This is a genomic window from Clostridioides difficile ATCC 9689 = DSM 1296, assembly GCF_001077535.1.
GTDB classification, from domain to species: Bacteria; Bacillota; Clostridia; order Peptostreptococcales; family Peptostreptococcaceae; genus Clostridioides; species Clostridioides difficile.
The window spans coordinates 2289245-2309936 of the sequence record NZ_CP011968.1 but is presented as its reverse complement, the minus strand read 5'-3'; the positions used below and the strand labels follow the sequence as shown (position 1 = coordinate 2309936).

Below are 20692 nucleotides of genomic sequence, written 5' to 3'. Positions count from 1 at the left end.
AAACTCCTTAGCTTGATAAAATCTTAATTTAGTTTTCTTTAAATTATAATTCAGAAATCAATTCATTGATAACATCTTCAACAGTACTTAATTTATCAATTTTATAGGCATCATTTCCACAAAATAAAAGTGAATTTTCAACATCTCCTTTAACTGCATTGATTAGAGCTTGAGAAATACAGTAAGGAGTTTCTTTTGGATTACAAGGAATCAAACAATTATAGCACTTCTTTATTTCTGGACGATTTATTTTAACTTCTTCTATAAATTTGTTTCTTATGGCGCGTCCAGGAAGACCTACAGGACTTTTAACTATATGAACATCTTCTTCACTAGCATTTATGTATGCCATTTTAAAGTTCTCATGGGCATCACATTCGTAAGTAGCAACAAATCTTGTACCAACTTGTACACCACTTGCACCCATATCTATATATTTTTTAACATCACTACTAGAAGTTATACCACCAGCAGCAACTACTGGTATGTTTCTACCAAATTTTTCTCCATAAGTATTTGCAACCTTTAAAATTTCAACAAATTCCTTATCATAGTCTATAGAATCTATGTTATCAAGTTCCTCGTTAGAGTATCCAAGGTGACCACCAGCTTTTGGACCTTCAACAACTATTAAGTCAGCAGTAGTTTTCTCTTTTCTATCCCACATTTTTAAAATTACATTAGCAGCTTTTGCAGTTGAAACTATGGGTGCTATTTTTACATTACTTCCCTTTACTAATGATGGTAGCTTATTAGGTAATCCAGCTCCAGATATTATAAGGTCTACACCAGCTTTAACAGCTTCCTTTACGTATGTTTCATATTCTTTCATAGCTACCATAAAATTAATACCAATAATACCACCATTTGAGATTTCTTTGGCCTTAGAAATATGTTTTTTTATAGCTCTTAAATTTGCATTTATAGTATTAGTTTCAAAATCTTCCTCATCATATCCAATTTGAACTCCAGAAATTACACCAACACCACCAAGCTTAGCAACTGCACCAGCTAGTGATGACCTAGATATACCAACGCCCATTCCACCTTGAATTATAGGAACTTTTGCAACTAAATCTCTAATTATTAACTCTTTTATGATAATCCCTCCTCAATGTAAACATGTTTAAAGAACTAGATTATAATACTTAATATTATTACCTAGTCCTAATTATTATACTACAAATTATAATAAAAGAGTAGTTATATTTTGTATAGAAGACGATAATTATATTATATTTAAAACAGCTCCATTAGAATCGCAACATAACTCTTTTATTTCCCAATCAGATTTTAGTTTTTGTAGGTAATTTTTCATATTATCCACAAAACTATCATCATTTTCTTTTATTAAAGACATTATAGTAGGTCCAGCTCCACTTAAAAATACTCCAATACTATTTAATTGTTCAGATTTTTCAACAATATCATTGTAGTTCTCAATTAGAGTTCCTCTATAATCTTGATGCAATTTGTCTTGACAAGCTACTTTAAGTAGGTCAAAGTTTTTGTTTAGTAAGGCAGATATTAGTAAAGCAACTCTACTAACATTGAATACCCCATCAGAATATGGTATTTCCTTTGGTAAAACACCTCTAGCTTTTTCTGTTGATAACTTAAAATTAGGTATCATTGCACAAAATTTAAGTTCTTCAGGAATTTTTATAATATCATAATGTATGTTCTCATTATCAGTAACAGATACAATCATATTTCCTAAAATAGCAGGAGCAACATTATCTGGGTGACCTTCTATTTCTGAAGCTATATTTAGTAATTGATTTTTATCTAAATTAGCACCTGATAGAGCATTTGCAGCTATAACTCCAGCTACTATACAAGAGGCACTACTGCCAAGACCTCTACATATAGGTACTTCACTTTGGATTTTTATTTTGATACCAGCAGGTATTTTTTCTGGTTTAACTCTATCAAAAAAGTACTTCATAGATGTATAAACTAAGTTGTTTTCGTTTTTGTAAGCATCTTCACAACCTTCTATTTCAAGACCACTTTCAATTTCTTCAACATAAAATTTATTGTATATATTTAACGCAATTCCAAGACAATCAAATCCTGGACCTATATTAGCACTTGTTGCAGGAACTATAATCTCTAACATAATAATCACCTATACCTTTAAGAATTTTTTTATAGCTAGTTTTAATTCATCTTTTTCATAAATATCTTTATGTAGTATTTCTGCATTTTTAAGATTTTTAATAGGTTTTGGAATATCTATTTTAGAAATACTTGATAATCTATCAATTATAGCAAAGTCATCAAGGTCTTTAAAATCACAATCTATAGACTTTAGAACATCTTCAGAAAACTTGAATGGACTTGCAGTACTTACAATAACAGTTTTTGTGTTATCAGAAGTTTCTTTTTTATATTTTTCATAACAATTGTATGCAACAGCAGTATGAGTATCTATCAAATAATTATAATTTTTAAACACATTGTTTATCGTGCTTTTAACTTCTTCTTCATTTGAATATTCTCCATAGAATGAGGCTAAATTTTTTTCCATATCATCACTTATTTTGTAGACTCCTTTATCACTAAGGTCTGATAAAAGCTTATTTACAATATCAGTATTTCTATTTGATATTTCAAACAGTAATCGTTCTAAATTACTTGAAATTAATATATCCATAGAAGGAGAAGTAGTTAATTTCAATGTTCTATTTTTATCATATACACCAGTTTTAAAGAAATCATAAAGAACATTATTATCATTTGATGCACATATCAATTTGTTTATTGGAAGACCCATTTGTTTGGCATAATATCCAGCTAGAATATTACCAAAATTACCAGTTGGGACAACAAAATTTATTTTATCATTTAAATTTATCTCACTATTGCTAACTAATTTCATATATGAATAAAAATAGTATGCAACTTGTGGAAGAAGTCTTCCTATATTAATTGAATTTGCAGAAGATAATATATAATTATTATCCAATAGTTTTTGATTAAATTCTTTATCAGAAAAAATCTTCTTTACACCTGATTGTGCATCATCAAAATTTCCTTTTATACCAACTACATATGTATTTTTTCCAGTTTGAGTTTTCATTTGAAGTTTTTGTACTGGGCTTACACCATCTTCTGGGAAGAATACAATTATCTTTATTTTATCTATATCTTTAAATCCCTCAAGTGCAGCTTTACCTGTATCTCCAGATGTAGCAGTAAGAATCACAACATCTTTCTCTAAATTATCTTTCTTTATAGATGTTTTAAGAAGATGAGGCATTATAGTAAGTGCCATATCTTTAAATGCTAAAGTTGGACCGTGATATAGTTCTAAGAAATAAGTATCATTTACTTTATTTAATGGAGCTATACTACTACAATCAAACTTTTCATCATATGCATTTTCTATACAATTTTTAATTTCATCTTCAGTAAAATCACATAAAAATTTACTAAGTACAAAAAATGCTATCTGAGAATACGTTAAATTTACTAAATTTATAAGTTCATTTTTTACATTGGGAAATTCACTTGGAACATAAAGACCACCATCACTTGATATTCCTTTTATTATTGCTTGTGATGCAGTTACTTTTTCTTCGGTGCCTCTCGTACTTGAATAATACATTTTTTATAATCCTCCATATATTTTAAATTTTTAATTAGCTAATTAAATTAGATACAGAATATTTTAAAAACTGAATTTAGGTAATAAAAAAAGACCCTCATCCCTAAAAAAGGGACGAGAATCTGTTTCCCGCGGTTCCACCCAAATTGATTTTAAAAAATCCACTTGATACTTTAACGCAAGTAATAAAAACGTCTATTCCTACTAAAATCATTAAGATAACTTCGGATAGAAGCTCCTAGGTAGTTTTCAATCCTTCTAATTAGGGAAACATTTCAGCTAGTAGTTTCCTTCTCTGGTAATCGATTCAGATTTACTCTTCCTAATCAATGCCTTTCAATATTCTTAATATTATTAATTATTCTAGTTTATAAAACAGACAAAGTCAAGTATTAATATAAAAATTTGGAAAAAATATTTTTTAAATTGTAAAAAAATTGTAATCAAATTGAGTATTAGAAAAATATTTTTTTAACTTTTTTAAAAGTTTAAAAACCTAGATTTTCATAGTGATGAAGCTGTTTTTAATGAAAGTAATTAAAAGATAACTATTAAATATCTGTAATATTACAATTTTATACTACACTATATTACAAAAAAAGTTTACAAAACTTTAATTTGAAAAATGTAATTATATGGTATATCATATAAATATAAGTAAATAGTGCTAATATTTAAACTATTAATCATAATTGGTTCAACAAAAGTATATAGTTAATAATGTTTAATTTGAAGAAATTGTTAGTGTGAAATTACATATATATTCAAATTAAATTCATAAATATTTCACATAATAATAGTATACTGTAAACAAAAGGAGGTATTAAATATGGGAATAGTACTTATAACAGCAGCATTAGTTTTGGTTATGTATGGACTTTCAATTCTATCATATATATCAGAAAGCAATATATTAGAAGACACTGTAAATGATAACCAATAAGGTTTTGAATTATATAAATAAGTGAGAACTGTAAATAAAAGTTAATTTTTATTTGCAGTTTTTTTATATATATGTAAAATAAAGTTAATTAATAAAAAATAATGTTTTGTTTATAGTATATATGGATAATAATAGTAAAGTATAAGAATGATGAGAATAATATATAAGAAATAATAATATAAAGAGAGGTAAACGTTATGGTAGATATCATTGTAATTGGTGCTGGACCAGCAGGTTTAACTTCAGCAATTTATGCTATGAGAGCAGGGTTAAGCGTTACAGTATTTGAAAAAAATATTTATGGAGGTCAAGTTGCAAGTACCTCTGAGGTAGAAAATTATCCAGCAGTTCAAAAGATTTCTGGGGTAGAATTTTCTAATAATATATACAATCAAGCAGTTGCTCAAGGTGTTGATATTCAGTTTGATGAGGTTGAAGAGATAAATTTAGAGGGAAAAGTAAAGGTTGTAAAAACTTCTTCAGGTGAACATAAAGCAAAGGCTGTTATTCTTGCAAATGGAGTTGAAAGACGTAAATTAGGTTGTGCAGGGGAACAAGAATTTACAGGTAGAGGAGTATCTTACTGTGCAACATGTGATGGAGCCTTTTTTAAAGATAAAGAAGTTGCTATAGTAGGTGGAGGAAATACTGCACTAGAAGATGCTTTATTTTTAGCTAATAATTGTACAAAAGTGTATTTAATTCACAGAAGAGATAGTTTTAGAGGTGAAGAAGTGTTGGAGAAATCTGTGAAAGCAAGAGAGAATATTGAGATACTTTACAGTCATGGTGTAGAAAAAATAGAAGGAGAAAAGACTGTATCGAAAATAGAAGTAAAAAACTTAAAGACTGAAGAAAAAAGAACTATAGATGTTAGTGGTATTTTTATTGCTATAGGTCTTAAACCTAATAATAAAATGTTTGAAAATGTTCTTGATTTGGATGAAGGTGGATATATAATTTCAGATGAGTCTTGTACAACATCAGTAGAAGGTGTATATGTAGCAGGAGATAGTAGAACTAAGTTTTTACGTCAAATAATAACAGCAGCATCAGATGGAGCTATTGCAGCCGTTCAAGCAGCTAATTATATAAATGTTGAATAATATAAATTTCAAATAAAAATAGCCATATAAACTGAAATAATTTTTCAGTACTATATGGCTATTTTGTTAATTAGAGGTAAATGTACGTTTTATTTACCTTGTCTAGATTTGTTATATCTTAATCTATCATGTTCATTTAAGAATCTTTTTCTAAGTCTTATAGAATCAGGTGTAATTTCAACTAATTCATCATCTTCTATAAACTCTAGTGCTTCTTCAAGAGTAAATATTCTAGGAGGAGATAATTTTATAGCATCATCTGAACCAGAAGCACGTACGTTACTCATTTTCTTGTTTTTACAAGGGTTGACTACCATATCATCTTTTCTGGAATTCATACCAATTATCATACCTTCGTAAACTTCTACACCAGGGTCTACAAACATTACAGCTCTATCACTTAAGGCATTAAGAGAATACCCCATAGTAACACCAGGTCCTTGTGCTATTAAAACACCATTTCCTCTTGAAGGTATTTCTCCTTTAAATTCTTCAAATTTTTCAAATGAACGAACTAAAGTACCTTCTCCACGAGTAGCGTTTATAAATTCACTTCGATATCCTAAAAGACCACGAGTAGGTGCTAAGAACTCTATTTTTACATAGTCTCCTTCTATTGACATAGACTCCATCATACCTTTTCTCATGTTTAATTCATTTATAATAGTACCAGAGTAAACTTCAGGACAGTTTACAACAACTCTTTCTATTGGTTCCATTAGTTTTCCATCTTCTTTATGCATTAAAACTTCAGGTTTAGAAACACCAACTTCATAACCTTCACGTCTCATATTTTCAAGTAGTATAGATAAGTGAAGCTCTCCACGTCCAGAAACTTTGTATCCATCAGTAGTATCAAGAGGTTCAACTTTAAGACCAACATTTACTTCAAGTTCCTTTTCAAGTCTATCTTTCAAATGTCTAGTTGTAACGAATTTTCCACTTTTTCCAACGAATGGAGAGTCGTTTACTAAGAAGTTCATAGAAAGAGTAGGCTCTTCTATTTTTATCATTTCCATAGGTAGTGGACTATCTAAATCGCATATAGTTTCACCTATAGATATATCAGGAATACCAGCTATAACAACTATTTCTCCACTAGTAGCTTCATCAACTTCAACTTGTTTTAAACCTTCATACACAGAAAGTTTTGATACTTTTCCTTTAGATACAACAGAATCTTCTCTACATATAGCAACTTGTGTATTGTTTTTAAGAGTACCTTTGTAAATTCTACCTATACCAAGTCTACCTACATAATCATCATATGCAAGAGCTGATATTTGGAACTGTAGAGGTTCATTATCGTAATTAGGATAAGCTTCAACGTGATTTACAATAGTTTTAAATAGAGGAGAAAGGTCTTCACTATCATCATCCATTTCAAGTTTAGCAATACCTTGTTTAGCAATACCATATATTATAGGAAATTCGCATTGCTCATCTGTTGCATTTAAGTCTACAAATAAATCGAAAACTTCATTAACTACTTCTTCCGCTCTCTGGTCTTTTTTATCAATCTTGTTTATAAATAATATTGGTTTTAAACCGAACTCTAAAGATTTTTGTAAAACGAATCTAGTTTGAGGCATTGGGCCTTCACTAGCATCAACTAATAGAATAACTGTGTCAACAGTTTTCATAACACGTTCAACTTCAGAAGAAAAGTCACTGTGTCCTGGAGTATCAACTATGTTTATTTTGTAATCTTCATAGTTTATTGCACAGTTTTTTGAATATATAGTTATGCCTCTTTCTTTTTCAAGGTCGTTACTGTCCATAACGCAGTCTTTAACTACTTCGTTCTTTCTAAAAACACCGCTTTGAGAAAGGAAAGCATCAACCAATGTTGATTTTCCAGCGTCAACGTGGGCTATAACTGCGATATTTATAATTTTATGTTTTTGTGACATTTTTGTTGCTCCCTTCGATTAAAATAACTTATTAATTATAGCACAATATATTATTAGGTACAAGGAGGAATATATTAAATTGTATTAATATAGTTTAAATTGGATAAAACTGTTAGTTTTGCATCTGAAAATTATTCTGTTTAAAAAAATTTTTTAGACAAATAATAACCTTAATAGATAAAAAGATTAATAAAAGAGTAAAGGATGATATATGTTGGAAGTAACCAAAATAATAATTAAATATTTTGCAAGTGAAAGTGATACTTTTGTAAAAGAAGAAGTTTGTAATTTTGAAGAACTTCTTAAGTGGTCTCATAAATTTATTGAAGGTAAAAAGATAGAAGATGTTTTGTATATAAAGTCTAAAGAAAACTATAAAGTAAATGTGATTAAGTCTTTAGAAATTAAGGAATTGGAAATAGTGAGAAAACAACAGATACCACCGTACATGTAGTATTAATAATATATAAAATTAATATGTAATACTCGCAATAGGATATAAATGGTATATATGGTAATAATTTATATTAAAAAAACTTTTATAAAGTTTATATTTGGGTATAAAAGTATTAATTAGACATTAATTAGGAGGAACTTAAATATGATAAGAGTATGTCCAAACTGTTCAAATGTGGATGTAAATAAGCTAAAAACTTTGGTTGGAGAAGAAAATGTAAAGACTGGTTGTATAGGTCAGTGTAGAGCATTTAAAAAAGAAGCTGTTGGAATAATAGACAATGAGCTTGAAATAAAGGAAACAGAAGCAGAGTTTTTTGAAGCATGTAAAGAATAAATTTTAAATAAAATATAATAAATAGAGCATCTAAATTGTATAAGTATTAAACAATTTAGATGCTCTATTTTTATATATACATTTAATTATGAGTATACTTTTCTATTAAATACAAATAAATATAACTAATACATTTATTTATTAAAAAAATATTGATTTAATATACCTATAGGGGGTATAATAAAAATATAGATTTCTAAATAAGTAATTTATCAATATTACATATCAAAATAAAACGTTACAAATTAGCTGAAAATATATTGAAAGAAAGGAAGATTTTATTATGAGTTCAAATAAAGTGGTAGAAAGTTATAAAATTACAGGTATGACATGTGCAGCTTGTGCAAAGGCAGTAGAGAGAGTAACTAAGAAGATGGATGGAGTATATGACCAAAGTGTAAATATAGCTACTGAAAAACTTAAAATAGAATATGATAATTCTAAGGTTAATTTTGATGATATAAAGCAGGTTGTAGAAAAAGCAGGATATGGAATTATAAAGGAAGAAAGTAATAAAAAAATTGATATGAAAATTGATGGAATGACATGTGCAGCTTGTGCAAAAGCTGTAGAGAGAGTGGTAAAAAAATTGGATGGAGTAGAAAGTATTAGTGTGAATATTGCAACAGATAAAGCTAATATAGACTATGACCCATCAAAAGTAAAATTATCTCAAATAAAAGCAGCTATTGAAAAAGCTGGATATAAACCAATAGAAGAGGTAAGAAATAAGGTTGATGTGGATGAAGATAAATTGAGAAAAGAAAGAGAAATGAAGTCTTTATTTGTTAAATTTATAGTTGCAATAGTATTTGCAGTACCTCTGTTTTATATAGCAATGGGACCTATGATAATAAAGCCTATAGGGCCATGGCCTTTGCCAGAAATTATAAATCCTATGACAAATACTTTTAATTATGCATTAATTCAGTTAATTTTAGTAATACCAGTAATGATAGCTGGTTATAAATTTTATATAAATGGGTTTAAATCACTTTTTTCTTTAAGCCCTAATATGGATTCTTTAGTTGCAATAGGAACATTAGCCGCATTTTTATATAGTCTATATACGACACTACAAATAGCCAATGGACAAATTCAAGGTATGCACCATCATCAGTTGTATTATGAAAGTGCAGGAATAATAATAGCACTTATCTTACTTGGTAAATATTTAGAATCAAAATCAAAAGGAAAAACATCAGAAGCAATTAAAAAGCTTATGGGGCTACAACCTAAAACTGCAATAGTGTTAGTTGATGGTAAAGAAGTTGAAACTCCTATAGAAGAAGTAGAGATAGGAGATATACTATTAGTAAAACCAGGAACTAAAATACCCGTGGATGGAGTTGTAATAGAAGGATATACATCAGTTGATGAATCAATGCTTACAGGTGAAAGTATACCAGTAGAAAAGAATGTTGGAAGTAAGGTGACAGGAGCTAGTATTAATAAAAATGGTGTTATTAAGTTTAAGGCTGAAAAAATTGGTGGAGATACTGCTCTTGCCCAAATAATAAAGTTAGTTGAAGATGCACAAGGTACAAAAGCACCTATTGCTAAACTTGCCGATACTGTATCTGGATATTTTGTACCAATAGTAATTGCAATAGCTGTAGTTGCATCATTATTGTGGTTTTTAATAGGAGGAAAAGATATAGTATTTGTACTTACTATATTTATATCAGTACTTGTAATTGCTTGTCCTTGTGCATTAGGATTAGCAACACCAACTGCTATAATGGTTGGGACTGGAAAGGGCGCAGAAAATGGAATCTTGATAAAAGGTGGAGAGGCACTAGAATCTGCACATAAAGTAAATACAGTGATATTTGATAAAACAGGTACTATAACAGAAGGAAAGCCAAAAGTAACAGATATAGTATTAAATAATAATGTAAAAGAAGAATATCTTATCAAGATTGCTTCAAGTGCAGAAAAAGGTTCAGAGCATCCTCTTGGAGAAGCAATAGTTAAGTATGGAGAAGAGAAGAATATAAAATTTGAAAAAGTTGATAATTTTAAAGCCATACCAGGTGCTGGTATACAAGTTACTATTAATGATGAAAGTATATTACTTGGAAATAGAAAGCTTATGAATGACAATAATATAAAGCTTGGGGATTTAGAAGAAAAATCAAATATATTGGCAAGCCAAGGTAAAACACCTATGTATATAGCTGTAGATGGAAATTTATCAGGTATAATAGCAGTTGCAGATGTAGTCAAAGAAAGTAGTAAAAAAGCAATAGAAATACTTCATGATATGGGAATAAAAGTTGCAATGGTAACTGGAGATAATGCGAAAACTGCAAATGCTATAGCAAATCAAGTAGGTATAGATATGGTTTTGGCAGAGGTTTTACCAGAAGATAAGTCAAAAGAAGTTGAAAAACTACAAAATCAAGGAAAGTTTGTTGCAATGGTAGGGGATGGAATAAATGATGCCCCAGCTCTTGCAAAAGCAGATATAGGGATAGCAATAGGAAGTGGAACGGATGTAGCCATTGAATCTGCGGATATAGTACTTATGAAGAGTGATTTAATTGATGTTCCAACAGCAATTAAACTTAGTCATGAAACTATAAAAAATATAAAACAAAACCTATTTTGGGCATTTGGATATAATACAATTGGTATACCTGTAGCAGCAGGAATATTATATGTATTTGGAGGACCTTTATTAAACCCAATGATTGCAGCAGAAGCAATGAGCTTAAGTTCAGTTTCAGTCGTATCAAATGCACTTAGACTTAAAAACTTCAAGGCATATAAGAGAGATTAGATTAATAAATTAAATAAAATGTATCCAAAAGAGCTATCTTTAAATTAAAAGGATTAATTTACAAATTAAGATAGCTCTTTTTTCATGTAAAATTCACAACAATAAGATAAAATATAAGTAATATACGAAATTTTAAATAAAATAGAAAGGATTGATAGAATGAATTCGTCAATACTTGTAATTGAAGATGATTCAAATATACAAGAGTTAATATCAGAATTTTTAAGTGCAGAAGGTTATCAAGTTGATACAGCAAATGATGGGTTGGAAGGTATACAAAAGTTTAAGCAAGGAAGTTATGATTTAGTCATATTAGATATAATGATGCCAAACTTAGATGGTTATGGAGTTTGTAAAATGATAAGAAAGTCATCGAGCGTTCCAATTATATTTTTAACTGCTTTAAATGATGAAGGAGACCAACTTAAAGGGTTTGACTTAGAATGTGATGATTATATAACAAAACCATTTTCATTTAATCTTCTTATAAAAAGAGTAGAAGCAATTTTAAGGCGAAGTAACAAGACTATAAATGACAAATTTATAGTTTTTGAAAAATTAAAATTAGATTTAAACACATATATTGCAGAGATAGATGGAGAACCTATAGAACTTACACTAAAAGAGTTTAATATATTAAAAGCTTTGATAGAAAAGTATCCACAAGTTATAACTAGGGAAGGTCTTTTGGATAGTATATGGGGTTATGACTATTATGGAGATACTAGGATTGTTGATGCACATATAAAAAATATAAGAAAAAAAATATCATTACCATATATTAAAACTGTAAAAGGAATAGGATATACACTTGAGAAGGATATTTGATAAGTGGGAAAAGTTAAGTATAAAGTATAAGTTATTTTCAATAACGACATCATTATTAATAGCATTAGCTTTAATAATATATCTAATTTTATATTTTTTATTGCCATCATATTATCATGAGTATAAAATTGAGTCTCTTCAAGAAAGTTTGAAATCTTTAGTAGATAGTTCAATTCATTTCGATACATATACTTTAGAAGAAAGACTTTATTATATGGCTAAAGACCAAAATTTGGCTATTTTATTAAAAGATAACCAAGGTAAAATTGTATATGGTAAGAATGAAGTAGTTATTTTAAGATATAGTAAGTACATGATTAATAGTCTTGAGGATGAGTATAGAACTTCTATACCTATATATACTAAAGATGCAAAAGATGGTCCATATACTTTAGAACTCGTTATGCCATTACAACCAATTGACGAAGCAAACGAAGTTATAAGAAAACTAATGCCATACATCATATCAATAGCAATATTGATAGCGATTATTGGAGCATATATATATTCAATTGTAATAACAAAGCCTCTTATAAACATAATAGAGAGTGAGAGAGAACAGGAATATAGAAGGAAGGATTTTGTTGCTACAATATCACATGAACTAAAAACTCCAATAACCATAATAAGTGGTCAAATTGAAGGTATGATTTATAGTGTAGGTAAGTATAAGGATAGGGATACTTATCTGAAAAAATCGTATGAGTGTACACAAGAATTAAAAGATTTAGTAAATGAAATGATAGAGGTTTCAAAATCAGAAATACTTGAAAAAGATTTGAAATTGGTATCAATAAATATAAGTGAATTATTAAATAGACTTGTAAAGAGACAAGTATTTTTAATAGAAGAAAAACATATGAAAACTATTTTAAAAATAGAAGAAAATTTGGAAATTAAGGCAGACCAAGAGAGAATAACTAAGGCAATCAATAATATAATAAATAATGCCATAAAATATTCTCCTGAAGAATCAGAGCTTATAATTAGACTCTATGATAAAAATAAACGAATAAGTAAAAAGACTTCTAATCAAAGAGTGGTTTTAGAAATTGAAAATACTGGTGTAACTATCGAGAAACGTTATTTAGAAGAAATATTTAATCCATTTTATAGAATAGAAAAATCTCGTTCAAGAAAAACTGGAGGAAGTGGACTTGGACTTTATATAGTCAGCCAAATTTTTAAAAGTCATGGGTTTGATTATAGCATAAAAAACAAAGAAAACTCTGTAGTATTCACAGTAGAATTTAAAAATTAATTACTTATTATAAAGAATATATAACTTTCAATAATAGTTCATTTTAAAATCACAAAAAATTCATAATGAAACTGTATTATATAAATATAAAGAAGCTTAAAACCATAAAATACACCAACTATAATGATGAGATTTCCTTACATCCTCCATATAAGTCATCATTATAGTAACCCAACAATTAAGTTACTATGAATTTAAAAAATAACACCGAGCATATAATCTATGCTTAGTGTTATTTTTATTTTGAAATAAAAAATATTTAATTTATTGAAATGTATAGATTTAGATAGTTTAAACTATATTTAAGACTTAAAAATTATAATTGATATTACAAATAAATATATGTACTTTGGGAAAAATAAATATAGGAAGTATTATATTTACAGAGGAGGTAGTTTTGATGGATAGATTAAAAAGAGATATGAAAAATATGAAAGAAGATTTAAAAGAAGGTGTTAAAAAGACAGCTTATGTTATGAAAAATACAGCTGAAGATTTGAAAGATGATGCACAAGGTGCTATGGTAAACTTAGAAATAAAAAAAGATGAAATGATGGAAAGATATGAACAAAAGAAATTTTCTAAAGAATTAGAGAAGCAAATGAAGAATGAAATGAAATAAGCTTTTATTTATGAATAACAAATTATTGTATTCATATAAAAAGTAGCCAGTAATATTAAATAGTTTATTTAAGGAAATAGACTTTCTAAAAATAACTGTATTAGATTTAGAAAGTCTATTTCAAATTAGTTTTATAAATAGACATAAGGATAAAGTAGATGTTATAGAACTAGATTTTAAAAAATAGATACTAAGGATAAAATAAATATTATAGAAATATGTTTTTAAGAATATTTATCAAATAAAAATTTATATTTATAAGAAATCCTATAAAACATATAATTAAACTTATAAAACATTTACATTAAATTCTGATAAAATATCTACTATATCAGGAGTAGGCGTTTTTTCTGTAATTATAGAACTAATATCTTCTAAATGAGCAAACTTGAAATTTCCATCAAATTTAAACTTTTTATCTTCCATAACTATAAATACTTTTTTACTTGAATTTATTATAGCCTTCTTCGTAAGACCATCTTCAATTTCAAAAGTTGTAAGTGAAGAGTTGAATACATCTACTCCACAACTTCCCATAAAAGTCTTATCAAACTTATATTTCGATATAAACTCTATAGTTGGAGTACCGACAAAACCGTCTAAACTGAGATTTAATAAACCTCCAGTGGAAATTATATTTAAATTATTTGGTTTTGAAGTAACTACATTTAGTATATCCAGCATATTTGTAACAAGTGTTACTTTTTTATTACTTTCAGCTAACAACTTCGCAAGCAAGATGTTAATTGTAGAGATATCTAAAAATATAGTTTCTCTATCTTCAATTAAATTAAATGCTTTTTCTGCTATTATTTTCTTTGTTGGAATATTAATTTCTTTTCTGTCTTTTGTATCCTGATTTTCTAGTGTTTCTCTAGCTAGTACAGCTCCTCCATAAATTCTTCTTATTGAAGAAATCTTTTCTATATTTTTTAAATCTTTTCTTATACAATCTTCTGTAACATTAAATTTAGAACTGAGCTCTTTGACAGTAACTCTACCTTCTTTTTTTAGGATATTTAATATAGCTTGGATTCTTTCTTCTGCAAACATTTTCTACCTCTTTTCGCAATATAGTATTATAGTAAATATTATAAGATAAAATACAATATATCAACTATTTTAACATGAAATACAAAATTAATTTAATATAAAAAGTATGTTTTTTCTAACTATATATTTAGAATTTAGTAAATAAAAAAATTATAAAACTAAGAAGGAAAAGTAAAACAATAATAAAAAATAAAAAACAATAAGCAAAATGTTGAAAATAATACCAAATCAATATATAATAAGAATAAAGAAAGATTAAAGGGGGATATTTTAATGCAACTAATCTTAGATACAGGTAATGTGGAGGAGATTAAGGAGTTATGTACTTGTTTACCAATAGATGGTGTAACTACAAATCCAAGTATTGTTTCAAAAGAAAAAAAGAATTTTAAGCAACTTATAAATGAAATTGGTGAGATTATAGGTGAGGATATGCCTATACATGCTCAAGTGTTAAGTACAAAGTATGAAGAAATATTAGAAGAAGCATTATATATAAGTAGTTTGAGAAAAAATATATATGTAAAAATACCTGTAACACAAGATGGTTTAAGAGCTATAAAAGACCTTCACAGAAAAGGTGTAAAAATAACTGCTACTGCAATATTCACTGCTCATCAAGGTTTTTTAGCTGCAAAGGCTGGAGCAAATTATATTGCACCTTATGTAAATAGGCTTGATAATATATCTGGTGATGGAGTAGCTATGGTTTCAGAACTTATAAAAATAATAGATACTTATAAAATGGATACAAAAGTACTTGCAGCCAGTTTTAAAAATGCACAACAAGTTATAGAATTAATGCAACATGGGGTGCATAGTGTTACAGTACCATATGATATTTGTAAATCTATGATGAATCATCCATTAACTGATTGGAGTGTAGATAAGTTTATAGAGGATTGGGAGAATACTTTTGGAAAAGGAAGTAAAACAAATAATATTTAGTATTATGGTAAAAGAGTAGTTTTGTCCAATTTCACAAGAACTTATATAAAAAGATGAAAATATGAATTTTCTTTTTAATAATTTCGTTATTATCTTAAGTTAATTCATATTTTCATCTTTTTTAGGTTTCTAGTCCTATAAATTTCCACCAAGGGAATGTTATACATATTATTATAAAGTAGGTTAAAGGAATCAAAGTTAAACCGTATTTGAAAATAACCTTGCTATTATACAGATTTTCACCATGACCAACCATTATTGTAGCATGATGAAATGGTAATATGTACTGTATGCTTACTATAATGTAGACAAATAGACATAAAGTAACACTATTTTCCTTTAGTATATGTAAACTTCCAAGTAATGGTATTACTACAGATGATGTAGTGACAGCACTTCCAAGACATATATTCAAGATTATTGTGAGAGTTATCAAAAACAATATTGAAATAATTTCTGAAGAGTTTGGTATAAACTTTATCAAATAATTTCCCATTATATCTACAACTCCAGAGTACTTTAACACTCCTCCAATTGAAAATGCTGCTATAAAAAAAATAAGGACCTTCCAATTTATTTCTTTTAAAGTACTAAATCCAACTATTTTTCTTAGTAATAAAAGAAGTACACAAATTGACATTATAATTAATGTGTTTATGTTATGTATGAACTGAGTTAAAAACATAAAAAACATTATTCCTAGGCATAAAAATACGTGTTTTTGTTCTTTGTTTAGCAAATTAAATTCTTTTTTTAAATTAGAATATGAAAAATGAAGTTTATTACCCTCAAGATTTTCATTAGAAATAAATTTTATTGAATGCAATTCTTTTTTAAAGACAAAGGTAAATAAAAAATAAGTTATAAAACAAGTAATTATAGTTGGAACAGACATATAAAAAGCCCATTGACCCCAATTTATATTACAATTTCCAAGTTCTAGTACAACATAATTTAGAAGAGTGTCTCCATTTACAAAAAACATTGATGTAAAGGTAGATGCTGTAAATATACTAAATAAAAGTATAGATTTTGAATCTTCAGTTATCTGTTGTTCTTTTAAAAACTCCTTGTAAAAAGCAGATACAAGAATAACCCTTGGAAATGGTTGTGGGATAAAAAATATTAAAAGTATACCTAAAATATACGATAAAAGAATCATTTTTTTAGGGGTATTTACAGTATTTAAAATTAACTTCTCAGAAATAATTTTTGCGACACCTGTTTTTGTAACTGCATTAGTAATTATGTATGCAAGAATTATTATGTAAAAATTTTCTGTAAATAAAAACTGTAAAATAACCTTTATTGGTGCAATGTTAAATATAAACGCTAGAATTACAAAAAACAATGCAACAAAAGTTTTTTCAACTGAGTCTACAGCCCATATCAAGATAGTTAAAAAAGATAAGCATATAGAAAATTTTATGTTGAAACTGTAATTAAGAGAGAAGTAGAGAATTATGGTAGCTATAACAGTCATATAAAATTGTTTTGGCTTAAGAATAATACCCATTTTTATATTCACCTCCATAATTTATTATATCATAATGGAGGTGAATACAATGAATGTGAATACATTTTATAAAAAGATTATTCATTGATTCTATGATTTACAATAGCTTTAGTTTTCCAATGTCCTTTCTTATAGTAGATAACTGTAACAATAAGACCTAAAGTCCAACCAAAAGGAATACCCATCCAAATTCCGTCTGTTCCAAAAAATTTAGAAAGCATATAAGAAGCTGGAAGTCTTCCAAGCCATAAAGATACTATTGAGCTTATAAGTGCAAACATGGAATCACCAGCACCTTTCATTGCACTTGAAAGTACAAAAGAAGTTCCAATAAATAAGAAGAATGGTCCTATTATAAATAAGTAAGAAGAGCCAATTTTAATGACATCTTTATCAGTATTGAATAGAGCAATTAGATTTTCCCTAAATAGCAAAATTAAAGCAATAACTGTAACTGCTAAAACTAAGGTCATTTTTATAGATTCTCGAATGCCTTTTTTAACTCTTTCATTTTCTCCAGCACCTATGTTTTGAGCAACAAAAGTAGAAACAGCAGAACCAAGATTCATAATAGGTAAGCTTATAAAATTTTCTATCCTAAGACCAGCACCAAAAGCTGCCATAGCAGATGTACCATAACTATTAACTAAAAATTGAAGAGCCATATTTCCAATTGAAAACAACATTTGTTGAACTCCACTTGGAAGTCCTAATCTAAGTCCATCTTTAAATATTTTGTTATCATATACAATTCCCTTGATTTTAAATTTAAGCACTTCATGTTTTTTATTTAAATAAATTATACTTATTATAAATGATACTGCCTGAGCCATTATAGTGGCAAGTGCAACGCCCTCAACACCCATTCTTAGCACGACAATAAAAGTTAAGTCTAAAACTATATTTAGAATTGTGGCTATTATCAGAAAATAAAGTGGAGTTACTGAATCTCCAAGTCCTCTAAGTATTGCACTTACTGAATTATATCCAGCAGAAAATAATATTCCACTAAATATTATAGTAAGATACAATTTTGATTGAGCAAAAACGGATTCTGGTGTATTCATAAGCTTAAGCATGGGGCCACCAAATACTATTCCAAGAATACTTATTAATATAGAACCAATAAATAAAAGTATATATGTAGTATCAATAGTAGCTTTTACCTTTTTTAAATCTCCTGAGCCATAAAATTGTGACACTAAAATAGAAAATCCAAGGCTAACACCCATAAGCGCTGCCACCAATAAAAACATTATAGGGTTAGCTCCAGAGACTGCCGCCATTGCTTCTTTTCCAATAAATCTACCAACTATTATACTGTCAGCTGTATTGTATAGTTGTTGAAATAAACTACCAATAAGCATAGGCATGGCAAAAAAGAATATGGACTTTCCCTCATGACCTGTAGTTAAATCTTTCACCTTATTCCTCCAAATAAAAAAATTATTAATTTATTATAGTATAATCTTAACATAAACTTTATATCCAAACTATAAATAAATTGTATCAAAATATCATATATTTTTTTAAAATGTAAAGAATATAATTATAATTTGAATTTAATAAATCAATATTTAATATAATCGAATATTAATACAAAATCAATACAATATATACGTATATATTGACAAAATTAATTATATAAATTAAAATAATATTCGTAAAGAAAAATTCATGTTTTGTACTGTATAACATATAATTTTGACAATATGGGTCATAAGTTTCTACCGGAATACCGTAAATATTCTGACTATGTATACTATTATTTAGTTAATTAAATATTTAATTAACTGAATTATGAAGGATACGGCTCAGCTTATCAACTACTGTGTCGTTTTTTTGTAAAATTTAATAGGAGGTGTTGTTATGCAAACAACAAACAGTAGTACTATGCAGAAACTTTTTCCAATTTTGACTAATAAAAATGTCGACATGAAGAAGGAAATAATTGCAGGAGTAACTACTTTTTTAACTATGGCTTATATAATAGCTGTAAATCCAAATATTTTATCTGAGACAGGCATGCCTGCAGGTGCACTTGTTACAGGTACTTGTTTAGCAGCAGCATTTGGATGTATTTTAATGGGTGTAGTTGCTAACCTTCCTTTTGCTTTAGCATCAGGTATGGGTCTTAATGCATTTTTTGCATATACAGTAGTTTTACAAATGGGTGTTCCTTGGGAAGTAGCTCTTACAGCAGTATTTGTAGAAGGTATTATTTTTATAGTATTATCAGTAAGTGGAGTTCGTGAGGCTGTTGTAAATGCGATACCAAAAAATATGAAATTAGCTGTTACAGGTGGTATAGGAATATTTATTGCACTTATAGGTCTAGTTAACAGTGGAATTGTTATTGGAGACCAAGCCACTCTTATCAAAATGGGTAGATTTACACCAGCAGTAATAATAACTTGTGTAGGATTAATAATTATTGCTGTATTAGATAAAAAAAGAGTTAAAGGTTCTATACTTTTTGGAATAGTAGTGAGTTCATTACTTGCTTGGGCATTTGCTTTTATAAATCCAGAGTATGCACAAAAATTAGGTATATATTTACCTGGTGGATTATTTAAATTCGAAAGTTTAGCACCAATAGCAGGTAAAATAGATTTAGGATATGTACTACATCCAACAAATATAGGTGGTTTTTTAGTAGTAGTTTGTACATTTTTATTTGTTGATTTTTTTGATACAGTAGGTACATTAGTTGGTGTTTGTTCTAAAGCAAACATGTTAGATGAAAAAGGGAATGTTCCTAATGTAGGTAGAGCCTTACTTACAGATGCGGTTGCAACTACAGTTGGTGCAGGACTTGGAGTATCTACAGTTACAACTTATGTTGAGAGTTCAACAGGAGTTATCGCAGGTGGAAGAACTGGATGGACAGCAATAACAGTTGGAATTTTATTCTTAGCTGCAATGTTTTTCTCTCCTGTATTTATAGCAATTCCATCATGTGCTACAGCACCAGCTTTAATATATGTTGGATATTTAATGCTTGGTACAGTTAAGGATATAGAGTTTGATAATATAACTGAAGGTGTTCCAGCTTTTGTTACTATTGCTTGTATGGCATTAACATATAGTATAGGTGATGGTTTAACTTTAGGTATATTAACTTATGTTTTCGTAAATATATTTTATAATATATTTGGAGCTAAAAAGGCAGAAGACAAAAAACATGTTTCTGTAGTAATGATTGTTCTGGCAATATTATTTATAATAAAACTTTGGCTACTATAATAGGTATTATTTAAAATTTTAATTTAATATAAAATAAAGGGCTGTAATTTATTATCAATTGTGAT

At 28.0% G+C, this 20692-nt stretch carries 16 protein-coding genes, 1 riboswitch and 1 other annotated feature; of the genes, 9 read left to right on the top strand and 7 right to left on the bottom strand.

Features of this window, described 5'->3' with window-relative positions; translation table 11 throughout:
- Positions 1–43: 43 nt before the first annotated feature.
- The 3 genes from CDIF1296T_RS11180 to thrC form a co-directional block, all read right to left on the bottom strand.
- Positions 44–1102 (bottom strand): NAD(P)H-dependent flavin oxidoreductase, encoded by a 1059-nt coding sequence (locus CDIF1296T_RS11180; protein ID WP_011861458.1) that lies wholly within the window; start codon positions 1100–1102, stop codon positions 44–46.
- A gap of 126 nt (positions 1103–1228) precedes the next feature.
- The gene (gene thrB / locus CDIF1296T_RS11175) at positions 1229–2122 is read right to left on the bottom strand and encodes a homoserine kinase (protein WP_009897262.1); all 894 of its coding nucleotides are present in this window, start codon (positions 2120–2122) and stop codon (positions 1229–1231) included.
- Between the two features lie 9 nt (positions 2123–2131).
- Positions 2132–3613: a threonine synthase gene (thrC, locus tag CDIF1296T_RS11170; protein ID WP_009897260.1), complete on the bottom strand. Its 1482-nt coding sequence runs from the start codon at positions 3611–3613 to the stop codon at positions 2132–2134.
- Positions 3614–3720: 107 nt separating this feature from the next.
- Positions 3721–3952: a binding site (T-box leader), on the bottom strand.
- An 801-nt stretch (positions 3953–4753) separates the two neighbouring features.
- Between thrC and trxB the strand changes: the two genes are divergently transcribed.
- Positions 4754–5662 (top strand): thioredoxin-disulfide reductase, encoded by a 909-nt coding sequence (gene trxB, locus CDIF1296T_RS11165; protein WP_003434033.1) that lies wholly within the window; start codon positions 4754–4756, stop codon positions 5660–5662.
- Between the two features lie 89 nt (positions 5663–5751).
- Here the strand turns inward: trxB and typA are convergent, their stop codons facing one another.
- Complete coding sequence (gene typA / locus CDIF1296T_RS11160; protein WP_003430621.1) at positions 5752–7575, bottom strand: translational GTPase TypA; 1824 nt, start codon at positions 7573–7575, stop codon at positions 5752–5754.
- A 211-nt stretch (positions 7576–7786) separates the two neighbouring features.
- Between typA and CDIF1296T_RS11155 the strand changes: the two genes are divergently transcribed.
- The 6 genes from CDIF1296T_RS11155 (at position 7787) to CDIF1296T_RS11130 (ending at position 13864) form a co-directional block, all read left to right on the top strand.
- Complete coding sequence (locus tag CDIF1296T_RS11155) at positions 7787–8029, top strand: hypothetical protein (protein ID WP_003424461.1); 243 nt, start codon at positions 7787–7789, stop codon at positions 8027–8029.
- Between the two features lie 147 nt (positions 8030–8176).
- A complete protein-coding gene (locus CDIF1296T_RS11150) occupies positions 8177–8368 on the top strand; it encodes a hypothetical protein (RefSeq protein WP_003424459.1) in 192 nt (63 codons plus the stop codon).
- 283 nt (positions 8369–8651) lie between these two features.
- Positions 8652–11153 carry a heavy metal translocating P-type ATPase gene (locus tag CDIF1296T_RS11145; protein ID WP_009897258.1) on the top strand — a complete coding sequence of 834 codons (2502 nt, stop codon included), beginning with the start codon at positions 8652–8654 and terminating at the stop codon, positions 11151–11153.
- 159 nt (positions 11154–11312) lie between these two features.
- Positions 11313–11981 (top strand): response regulator transcription factor, encoded by a 669-nt coding sequence (locus tag CDIF1296T_RS11140; protein ID WP_003424455.1) that lies wholly within the window; start codon positions 11313–11315, stop codon positions 11979–11981.
- A complete protein-coding gene (locus CDIF1296T_RS11135; RefSeq protein ID WP_003434036.1) occupies positions 11965–13242 on the top strand; it encodes a sensor histidine kinase in 1278 nt (425 codons plus the stop codon). Before CDIF1296T_RS11140 ends, CDIF1296T_RS11135 begins: the two co-directional genes overlap by 17 nt.
- Before the next feature lie 400 nt (positions 13243–13642).
- Positions 13643–13864, top strand: a complete 222-nt coding sequence (locus tag CDIF1296T_RS11130) for a hypothetical protein (RefSeq protein WP_009897257.1) — start codon at positions 13643–13645, stop codon at positions 13862–13864.
- Between the two features lie 288 nt (positions 13865–14152).
- Here CDIF1296T_RS11130 and CDIF1296T_RS11125 read toward each other — a convergent pair whose 3' ends face one another.
- A complete protein-coding gene (locus tag CDIF1296T_RS11125; protein WP_003434038.1) occupies positions 14153–14917 on the bottom strand; it encodes a DeoR/GlpR family DNA-binding transcription regulator in 765 nt (254 codons plus the stop codon).
- Positions 14918–15190: 273 nt separating this feature from the next.
- On the opposite strand from CDIF1296T_RS11125, the gene fsa reads away from it, so the two are divergent.
- The gene (gene fsa / locus CDIF1296T_RS11120; protein WP_003430626.1) at positions 15191–15865 is read left to right on the top strand and encodes a fructose-6-phosphate aldolase; all 675 of its coding nucleotides are present in this window, start codon (positions 15191–15193) and stop codon (positions 15863–15865) included.
- A gap of 121 nt (positions 15866–15986) precedes the next feature.
- Here fsa and CDIF1296T_RS11115 read toward each other — a convergent pair whose 3' ends face one another.
- Together CDIF1296T_RS11115 and CDIF1296T_RS11110 are read right to left on the bottom strand one after the other, a co-directional pair.
- The gene (locus tag CDIF1296T_RS11115; protein ID WP_009897254.1) at positions 15987–17381 is read right to left on the bottom strand and encodes an SLC13 family permease; all 1395 of its coding nucleotides are present in this window, start codon (positions 17379–17381) and stop codon (positions 15987–15989) included.
- A gap of 77 nt (positions 17382–17458) precedes the next feature.
- Positions 17459–18805 carry an MATE family efflux transporter gene (locus CDIF1296T_RS11110; protein WP_003434044.1) on the bottom strand — a complete coding sequence of 449 codons (1347 nt, stop codon included), beginning with the start codon at positions 18803–18805 and terminating at the stop codon, positions 17459–17461.
- Positions 18806–19054: 249 nt separating this feature from the next.
- Positions 19055–19157, top strand: a riboswitch (purine riboswitch).
- A 93-nt stretch (positions 19158–19250) separates the two neighbouring features.
- On the opposite strand from CDIF1296T_RS11110, the gene CDIF1296T_RS11105 reads away from it, so the two are divergent.
- Positions 19251–20627: an NCS2 family permease gene (locus CDIF1296T_RS11105; RefSeq protein WP_009897252.1), complete on the top strand. Its 1377-nt coding sequence runs from the start codon at positions 19251–19253 to the stop codon at positions 20625–20627.
- The last annotated feature ends 65 nt before the right edge of the window (positions 20628–20692 follow it).